This is a genomic window from Pseudomonas sp. (genome assembly GCF_037994325.1).
Taxonomy (GTDB): Bacteria; Pseudomonadota; Gammaproteobacteria; order Pseudomonadales; family Pseudomonadaceae; genus Aquipseudomonas.
In genome coordinates, this window is sequence record NZ_JBBNAH010000281.1 from 1 (window position 1) to 8091 (window position 8091).

Below are 8091 nucleotides of genomic sequence, written 5' to 3' on the forward strand. Positions count from 1 at the left end.
GTCGCCAACACTGCCTTGCGCTTCTCCCGACAACAGAGCAGCGGTCGCCTGCGCTGGGCCGGTGCCGGTCAAAGCAGCCAGACCGTGGTTTACCAAGCCAATGGCAGCACAGTCGCCAGTAACGGGCGTTTTATTTTCTGCACAGCCGAAGGCCACGTCGCCTGGCAACTGGTGATCAACCGCCAAGGTCGGGTGCGCCACAGCAACGGCCTGGAAACGGGCCAGAGCGATAGCGAGTTATGCCGCTGATTCACCATGGCTGAACACCCGCTGTGAGCTTTCCTACAGGGAAAATCCCAGCGCCTGCTACCCCGCCCGCTCAGTTCGCCGAACAATCGAGGTGCCTTACGGGGCATGGAGTAACGCGAGAGTCGGCATCGGAGCGCCAGCATGAATCAGTCAGGGAAGAACACAACAACCCCCATCCCACACCCGTCAAAACCAATTCCTCGCCCGTCACACGCAACGGGTTTTACCCTTGTCGAGGTCTTGGTCACCGCCTTACTTATTAGCGTCGGCATGCTGGGCGTGGCCACCCTGCAGGGTCGGACCCTTCTCCACTCCAGCGAAACCCTACAGCGCAGCACCGCCGCCATGATGGCCAACGACCTTATGGAACTGATACGCGCGGCCCCAGCTGAGTGGTCCAGCCACCTGCAGAACGCTTCTACACCGAGCCCGAGCACCCAACCCTGCCCGCTCACGCCAGGCAAACCCCAAGCACAACTGGCGTGCTGGTTAGCCGAGCTCGCGGTTCTGCTGCCCAGCTCCGCGCAACTGCCACCCGGCCAATCCTATGTGTGCCGCTCGCCCAGCCCTGGTACGTGTACTGGCGCCGGCAAGACCATTGAAATTCAGGTGGCCTGGAAGGGCAGCCGCAGCGAGTGCCTGAACGTCCAGGAGCAATGCCATTACCGCTTGCGCAGCGACATCGAGGAGCCCAGACCATGAACCGCAAGCGGCAACAGGGGCTATCCATGATTGAGCTGCTGATGGCGCTATTACTCGGTGCTGTTCTGAGCATGGCGGTGGCGCAAGTGGTCATCACCAATAAGCTCAGCTACCTGTTCCAGCGGGCCCAGGCCGACAACCAGAGCAATGCCAGCTTCACCTTGCAATGGCTCGATCGACAACTGGCCAAAACCGGCTTTAAACGTCGCCCCGACCAACCGTTGAACGCCGCATTCCCGGCCCTTAGCGAAGCACAAACCGGTGTCGCCGGCTGCGCATTCGACGCCGGAGAAGTAATCCGCCCCGTACCGGGCAAAGCACTCTGCATCCGTTACCAACCCAGCGACCGTCAGGAGCTCGACTGCCTGGGCAACGGCCGGCCCGCCAACACCGCCAGCCTGGCCCGCCCGTACGCGCAACCGCTGGAGGCCTATGTCGAAAAGCTCAGCATCAATACCAGCCAGCAATTGGTGTGCACCAGCAAAGACGGTGCCGCCACATTGGTAGAAGGCATTGCCGAGGTGCGCTTCGATTTCGGTGTGCGTTTGCCAAACTCGCTCACGCTCGCCCGATACACGGCCACCCCGGCAACCGAGGAACACATACGCAGTGTCCGCTTCGCCATTCTAATCAGTACGCCGCTGTCGGCATTAGCCGGCGGCAGTAACTCACGCGCCTGGCGCTACTGGTATGGCACAGCACAGCCAGCATCGGCTGGAGACCAGCTATATCAGGTGGTCAAAGGCACCACCGCACTGCGGAACCTGCTGCCATGAAGCGCGCGGCACAGCACGGCGCCGTCTTGGTGATGACGCTGATCATGCTGGCGGTGATGACCCTTCTGGCGGTATCCAGCACCCGCGACAGCCTGATGCAAACGCGGGTTCTGGCCAGAGGGTTGGACTATCAGCGCCTATTCAACATGGCCGAAGCGAGCTTGCGCGACGCTGAGCGGCATATCGGCAAAGCAACTGCGCCCCTGCCGCCATGTGGCGAGCCACCGTGCCTACACGGGCTGGCTACCCATAACGGCGTCGATTTTAGCCACGCTACGCCCTACTACGGCCTGAGCGATATGCCAGCCAGCGCGCGCTGGTATATCCGCCAGATTCAATCGGTCGCCACGCAACCTGACGACGCCCGCTACGGTGAGGCGGCGAAGGTCAGCGGCACTTACTTTTACGAAGTCAGCAGCCAGGCCTTTTACGCTGAGCATGCCCGCATGGACCTGAGCCGTATTTGCACGGGGCCAGCCGTGTGCCTGCGCTCGGTGGTTGCACGCACATTTATAAGGGGCCAACCATGATGCGCGGCCTTTTCCAGCTTTTTCTGCTGATGCTGATGCTGGTGCTAATAGCCCCGACACAGGCTGCGGCCACTGAACCGAGCGGCGATGGGTTTTTCCAGTGGAAGCTGTGCCAACAGCCGACACCGCCCTCCTACAGCGTTTTCGCTGGCGAACCCGATATGCGCTACCGCACCCGGTTCGGCGCGCAGAACTGGAGCGGCGAACTGCGCAAAGAGCAGCGCTCCGCGTCGGGGGAAACGCTTGAACTATGGCGGGCCAGCGCGCAAGTGCCTGCCAATCGCCAGATAAAAATTGCCGCCGACGACGCATCAGGCCTGCGTGACTTTCGCTGGGAGGCGTTGAGTGAGCAGCAACAAGCCGTCCTCAACAGCGATATCAACGGTGTATTCGACGGCTTTGGCGCAGCGCGAGCCAGCTTGTTGCGCGCCGAGCCGTGCAGCGATCTTGAGGGGTGCTCACTACTGCGCCAGCAGTTGCCCGCGCTGGGCGATAGCATCAACGCCAAACCGTTACTTATCGCCGCGCCCGAGCGTGTTAGCGAGACCATGGAGCGATACGACGGCCCCGCCGGCAGCTACGCCGCCTTCAAAGCCAAACGCCGACGCGCCCAGGTTTACCTCGGCGCCAACGACGGCATGTTGCATGCCTTCGACGCGCAAACCGGGGAGGAGCGTCTGGCGATTATTCCGTCGCTGCTGTTGAGCAAACTCCCCGCCCTCACCTCGCCCAACTACTCAGGCGAAGACGTCGACCAGCACCGCTACTTTGTTGATGGTCCGCTGGTGGCCCAGGACGTTTATTACGACCAGGCCTGGCATACCGTGCTGCTTGTCGCCCTGGGTGCCGGCGGCCAAGCCCTGCTGGCGCTGGATGTAACTGACCCGGACAACATCCAGCTGCTGTGGGAATTCGGCGGCGCAGAGCACGACCTGGGTTATGTGCTGAGCGCTCCAACCATTGCCCGTCTGCACACGGGCCAATGGGCCGCGCTGTTGGGCAACGGCACGCAGCCGCCCAACCACACGGCGGCTCTACTGATCCTGGATATCAAAACCGGTGCCGTGATCAGGCGCCTGCAAGCGAACGAGGCCGCGTCAGGGCTGGCCATGCCACTGGTGGCCGATACCAACGGCGATGGCAATGCAGACTATGCCTACGCTGGTGACGACCAGGGCAATCTGTGGCGCTTCGATCTCTACGACCACACTCGCGGCGACCTGGACAAACCACCGGCGGACGCCCCGATCAGCGCCGAACTGTTTCGCTTGTCTTTTGCCGGACGTCCGCTGTTCAGCGCGCCACTGCGCCCGCACAACAAATTGCCCCAGCCAATTACAACGGCACCGGCCATCGTTAATCACCCGTCAGAAATCGGTTACCTCATTGTCATCGGCACTGGCCAGAACCACGTTGAGGCTGATACCGACCAGCAGAGCCTATACGCCATCTGGGACCGTTTTACCCAAGGCCAGAACGCGCTGACCGCTGGCACCGTGCCCTTTGCCGCGCTCCAGCAAGAGCATCTGCTGCCCTCTAAACAGCCACAGCCCACTGGCCGCCAGGCCATTGACTGGTATGCCATGCAGCGCAACCCAAACGGGCAACTTGGCTGGTACTTCGATCTAGCGCCGGCATCGGAATTGGGCGCCAGCGAACGCGTGCAGGAGCAGCCAAGCAAGCTCGGCGAGCTGTTGTTTATCACCACCCGCATTCCCAGCCTTGAGCCCTGTCAGGGCGATATCGAACGACGCCTCTATGCCATTGACCCAACGACCGGCACTGCACCTTTGTTCCCGGTGTTTGATTTGAATGCGGACAAGCGTGTGGATGACCAGGATGGCAACGCCGACCTTCCGCCATTTGCTTTGAGCGAAACAGACGAGGTGCTAATCGTGGCGGACCCCGTTAGCGCCATGCCTTGCCTGTTTGGTGAAGCCGAGTGCGCGCCGCTTTCCCTGGGCCCACGGGCCAATGGTCGACAAAGCTGGAGGGTGGTGACTGATGCCACACCTTAAGCACAACCTGCACAGGCGCTTCGCCGGCTTCAGCCTGCTGGAACTGTTAGTGGTACTGGTGATTCTCGGGCTGCTCTATTCCTTGGTGTCGCCGCAGTATCAGCAGTATGTGTTGCGCGCCAACCGCACCGAGGGCCGGGCTTTGTTGGTGAACGCTGCGGCACACCAGGCGCGCTACCACGCGCAGAACCAGCAGTTCCTGACCCAGCAGCAGAACATCTCGCAATTACGCTTGCCGCACACCCAAGGCGGCGAAGTGCTCAGTAGCAGCGGCCTTTACCGCCTCAGCATTGAGCCCGGCGATGGCGGTTATTTGCTTCAGGCGGTGCCGCTTGGCGCCCAACGCGCCGATAACGCCTGCGCCACGCTGCTGCTAAATGGTTTGGGCACCACCGGCAATACAGGCAGCGCAAGCCCGTTTGAGTGCTGGAAATAGACGGTCCTTGAAAACACTATGCGCACAACAGAGCAGACACCATTCAGGAAAAAACAGGGGTCTGGCTTCGCTCACCCCGTTGCGGCAGGCTAGGGCTTTCCCTTCTAGTGGCCACCACCATGTCGGAACCGACCTTCGAACTCACCGCCGAGCTAAAACAGGCCGTGCAAAGCTTTTTTGAGCGCATTCCGTTTAATCAAATGCTCGGTATCCGCATTGATGAGTTGTCCACCGAACAGGTGCTGATGTCCCTGCCGATGCAGCCAAGCCTGGTGGGGAATTTTGTGCATGGCATTCTGCATGGCGGGGTGATTTCCGCCCTGCTGGATGTAACCGGCGGCGCCATGGCGCTGATTGGGGCCTTTGAGCGCCACCAAAATCTCAGCAGCAGTGAACGCATGGCACGATTGTCTAAGCTGGGTACTATCGATTTGCGCGTGGACTATTTACGCCCAGGGCGCGGCCAGCACTTCGTCGCCAAAGCGGTTTTGCTGCGCTCCGGCAACAAAGTGGCGGTGGTACGCTCCGAGCTCCACGCCGACGACGGCACACTGGTGGCAGTAGGTACCGGCACTTATCTGTGCGGCTAGGACGCAAGCGATGGCGTGGTGCGAGTCGACCAAAAGCATAGCCTTGGCCAGCGCAGCCCTTTAAGATGCCGAAAAAATGGCAAAGAGCCACCACTGTTGGCGGTAATGCGTAATTTTCAGGCTGGAGTTCGTGATGTCACTGCTGCACTTCATTGCTGACATGCCAGCCAACCAGACGGTAATCCTCGATTGCCAGCATGATCCCAGCCTGGTGTTTCTCGCCTACCTGGTGGCCAGTGCGGCTGGTTTTACCGCGCTGGCAATGGCCAATCGGGTCAGCAGCAGCCACACCGTGGGCGGCCGCGAACTGTGGCGCTGGATTGGCGCTTTTGCCTTGGGTGGCGGCATCTGGTCGATGCACTTTATTGCCATGCTGTCGTTCAGTGCGCCGTTGCATATCGGCTACAACTTCAAAATCACCCTGCTCTCGTTGCTGATCGCCATCGCCGTGTCTTATGCGGTGATGTGGGTGATCAGTCGCAAGCGCCTGGTGGCCTGGCAGTATCTGGCTGCGGCGGTTACCGCCGGCGTAGGTATTGCCACCATGCACTACAGCGGCATGGCCGCCATCGAGTCCGCTGCAACCCTGTATTACGATCCAACGCTGTTTATCGTGTCCGTGTTGATCGCCATTGGTGCCTCACTGGCTGCCGTGGTACTGGCGTTTTATTTCCGTGGCAAAACCGGCGAGCGGGCGCACTGGCTGCGGGTGCTGGCCAGCCTGGTCATGGGTGGCGCCATTGCCTCGATGCACTTCACTGGCATGGCCGCCATGACCCTGGCGGTCCCCACCGACCTCTATCCGCACGTGCTGCGCCCCGTGGCGGAAACCGGTGAGCAAAGCGTGCTGGCCATTTCCATCGGTGTGATCGCCTTGATCATTATCGTTGCCGGCATTGGCGCCAGTTGGGCGGACCAGCGTCTGCGCGAACAGCACGCCAAGCTGCGCCGGGTCGCACAGCAGTTGAACGTGATGACTCAATACGACCCACTGACCAACCTGTTCAACGGCCGCGCTTTCACCCAGTTGGCCACCCGCGCCCTCAGTGCCGTGGAGCCGCAGCAGAGCTGGACCTTGCTGTTTATTGACCTGGATAACTTCAAGCGCATTAACGACAGCCTGGGGCACGCCAGCGGCGATCACTTGCTGCAACTGGTGGCCCAACGCGTTCGCTCAGCATTGGGCGGCGAAGATGTGCTGGCGCGGTTTTCCGGGGATGAATTCTGCGTACTGGCCAAAGTCGAACATGGCTACCAGGCCGAGCAACTGGCCAGCCGCATTGTCGATCAACTGCAAAGTCCCTTTACCCTTTCGTGCGGACAACTGACGCAAACCGCGAGCATCGGTTTCAGCGTATTCCCGCAAGACAGCAGCAGCTATGACGCGCTGTTCAAGCACGCCGGTCTGGCCGTGGGTTACTGCAAACACAACGGGCGCAACCGTAGCCTGCGCTTTAGCCCGGACTTGGAACGCCGCGCGCACATGGACCTGACGCTGGAGCAGGACCTGCGCCGCGCGCTCAATGAAGAAGGGCTGCACGTGCACTACCAGCCGATTGTCTCCAGCGAGAGCGGCCGGGTGATCAGCCTTGAAGCCTTGGCCCGCTGGAACCATCCGCAACGCGGCACCATCAGCCCGGAGGTATTTGCGCCGCTGGCCGAGCAACACGGCTTTATCGTGGAACTGGATTTGTGGGTCGCCGAACGCGCCTGTCGCGACCTGATGAGCCTGCGCAACGCCGGCTTCCCAGAACTGCGCGTGGCCTTCAACTGCTCCGCGCTCAATCTGTCCAACCGCGCCCTGCCCTCGGCCATCGAGCAAATACTGAAACGCACGGGGCTCGATTCGGACGGGCTGGTGATGGAAGTCACCGAAAATGCGCTGATGAACAATCTCAATACTGCGGTGGAAATTCTCGAAGAGATTCGCCAACTCGGGGTGAAGATTTCCATCGACGACTTTGGCAGCGGTTATTCGTCGCTGGCGTACTTGCGCAAATTGCCGGTGAACAGCCTAAAGGTCGATCGCTCGTTTATCCGCGAAATACCGGCCGAGGCAAACGATATGGCCATCACCGCCGCGATCATTGCCATGGCCCACAAGCTGCAGCTGAAGGTGGTGGCCGAGGGCGTAGAGTCGCAAGAGCAGTTGGAGTTCTTGCGGGCCAACGATTGCGACCTGATTCAGGGCTACCTGTTCAGCCGGCCGCTGTCGCTGGACGCACTGCTGGCCTGGCTGGCGCCGCCCGTGCAGGCTTCGCCTCAGCTCACTGCCTGACGCGCCAAACGGGTCAGGATGCGGTCCAGGCTGTTGGCAAAGGCCTGTTTTTCCCGCTCGCCATAGGGCCCTTGGCCGCCGCCAACCTGGCCTTGTTCACGCAGGTCAGTGAACAGATTGCGCACCGCCAAACGCTCACCCATATTGCCGGCATCAAACTCGCGGCCTCTGGGGTCCAGTGCTGCCACACCTTTTTTGACCAAACGATCGGCCAGCGGCACATCGCTACAAATCACCAGATCGCCTGGCACCGCGTGCTCGACCAGATAATCGTCTGCCGCATCCGGACCGCTGGGCACCACGATCAGCCGCACCAGGGCGAACGCCGGTTTGGTCTGGCTTTGCCCGGCAACCAGCAGAACCTCGAACTGACGCTTCAAGGCGAACTTGACCACTTGATCCTTAGCCGCCTTCGGGCAGGCGTCGGCGTCGATCCATACGCGCATCGGCGCGGCCTCCATAGTTATTAGAAAACAGGCAATAGAAACAAAAACGGGCGAGCAGTGTGCCAC

Annotated in this window: 9 protein-coding genes; 8 read left to right on the top strand and 1 reads right to left on the bottom strand. The window is 60.9% G+C overall.

From position 1 onward, the window contains the following. From AAAB16_RS09390 to AAAB16_RS09425, 8 genes are all read left to right on the top strand, one after another. A partial coding sequence (locus AAAB16_RS09390) for a GspH/FimT family pseudopilin (RefSeq protein WP_340663094.1) occupies positions 1-249 on the top strand: 249 nt, incomplete at its 5' end. A gap of 141 nt (positions 250-390) precedes the next feature. Continuing rightward, entirely contained in the window at positions 391-951 is a 561-nt protein-coding gene (gene pilV / locus AAAB16_RS09395; RefSeq protein WP_340663095.1) for a type IV pilus modification protein PilV, read from the top strand. Next, complete coding sequence (locus AAAB16_RS09400) at positions 948-1727, top strand: PilW family protein (protein WP_340663096.1); 780 nt, start codon at positions 948-950, stop codon at positions 1725-1727. Before pilV ends, AAAB16_RS09400 begins: the two co-directional genes overlap by 4 nt. Continuing rightward, complete coding sequence (locus tag AAAB16_RS09405; protein WP_340663097.1) at positions 1724-2257, top strand: PilX N-terminal domain-containing pilus assembly protein; 534 nt, start codon at positions 1724-1726, stop codon at positions 2255-2257. Before AAAB16_RS09400 ends, AAAB16_RS09405 begins: the two co-directional genes overlap by 4 nt. After that, positions 2254-4275 carry a PilC/PilY family type IV pilus protein gene (locus AAAB16_RS09410; RefSeq protein WP_340663098.1) on the top strand — a complete coding sequence of 674 codons (2022 nt, stop codon included), beginning with the start codon at positions 2254-2256 and terminating at the stop codon, positions 4273-4275. Before AAAB16_RS09405 ends, AAAB16_RS09410 begins: the two co-directional genes overlap by 4 nt. Further along, on the top strand, positions 4262-4711 hold the full coding sequence (locus AAAB16_RS09415; RefSeq protein WP_340663099.1) for a type IV pilin protein: 450 nt from the start codon (positions 4262-4264) through the stop codon (positions 4709-4711). The genes AAAB16_RS09410 and AAAB16_RS09415 overlap by 14 nt, the downstream gene beginning before the upstream one ends. A 119-nt stretch (positions 4712-4830) precedes the next feature. Beyond that, positions 4831-5301, top strand: coding sequence for a thioesterase family protein (locus AAAB16_RS09420; RefSeq protein WP_340663100.1), 471 nt, complete (start codon positions 4831-4833; stop codon positions 5299-5301). A 133-nt stretch (positions 5302-5434) separates the two neighbouring features. Continuing rightward, entirely contained in the window at positions 5435-7579 is a 2145-nt protein-coding gene (locus AAAB16_RS09425; protein WP_340663101.1) for an EAL domain-containing protein, read from the top strand. On the opposite strand, the gene AAAB16_RS09430 is transcribed toward AAAB16_RS09425, so the two are convergent. Next, on the bottom strand, positions 7564-8025 hold the full coding sequence (locus tag AAAB16_RS09430; protein WP_340663102.1) for a YaiI/YqxD family protein: 462 nt from the start codon (positions 8023-8025) through the stop codon (positions 7564-7566). The genes AAAB16_RS09425 and AAAB16_RS09430 overlap by 16 nt on opposite strands. Positions 8026-8091: the final 66 nt, after the last annotated feature.

Coding starts and splice junctions, on each gene's coding strand:
- AAAB16_RS09430 (WP_340663102.1), bottom strand. CDS start 8,025: ATGCGCGTATGGATCGACGCCGACGCCTGCCCGAAGGCGGCTAAGGAT.
- AAAB16_RS09415 (WP_340663099.1), top strand. CDS start 4,262: ATGCCACACCTTAAGCACAACCTGCACAGGCGCTTCGCCGGCTTCAGC.
- AAAB16_RS09400 (WP_340663096.1), top strand. CDS start 948: ATGAACCGCAAGCGGCAACAGGGGCTATCCATGATTGAGCTGCTGATG.
- AAAB16_RS09425 (WP_340663101.1), top strand. CDS start 5,435: ATGTCACTGCTGCACTTCATTGCTGACATGCCAGCCAACCAGACGGTA.
- pilV (WP_340663095.1), top strand. CDS start 391: ATGAATCAGTCAGGGAAGAACACAACAACCCCCATCCCACACCCGTCA.
- AAAB16_RS09405 (WP_340663097.1), top strand. CDS start 1,724: ATGAAGCGCGCGGCACAGCACGGCGCCGTCTTGGTGATGACGCTGATC.
- AAAB16_RS09420 (WP_340663100.1), top strand. CDS start 4,831: ATGTCGGAACCGACCTTCGAACTCACCGCCGAGCTAAAACAGGCCGTG.
- AAAB16_RS09410 (WP_340663098.1), top strand. CDS start 2,254: ATGATGCGCGGCCTTTTCCAGCTTTTTCTGCTGATGCTGATGCTGGTG.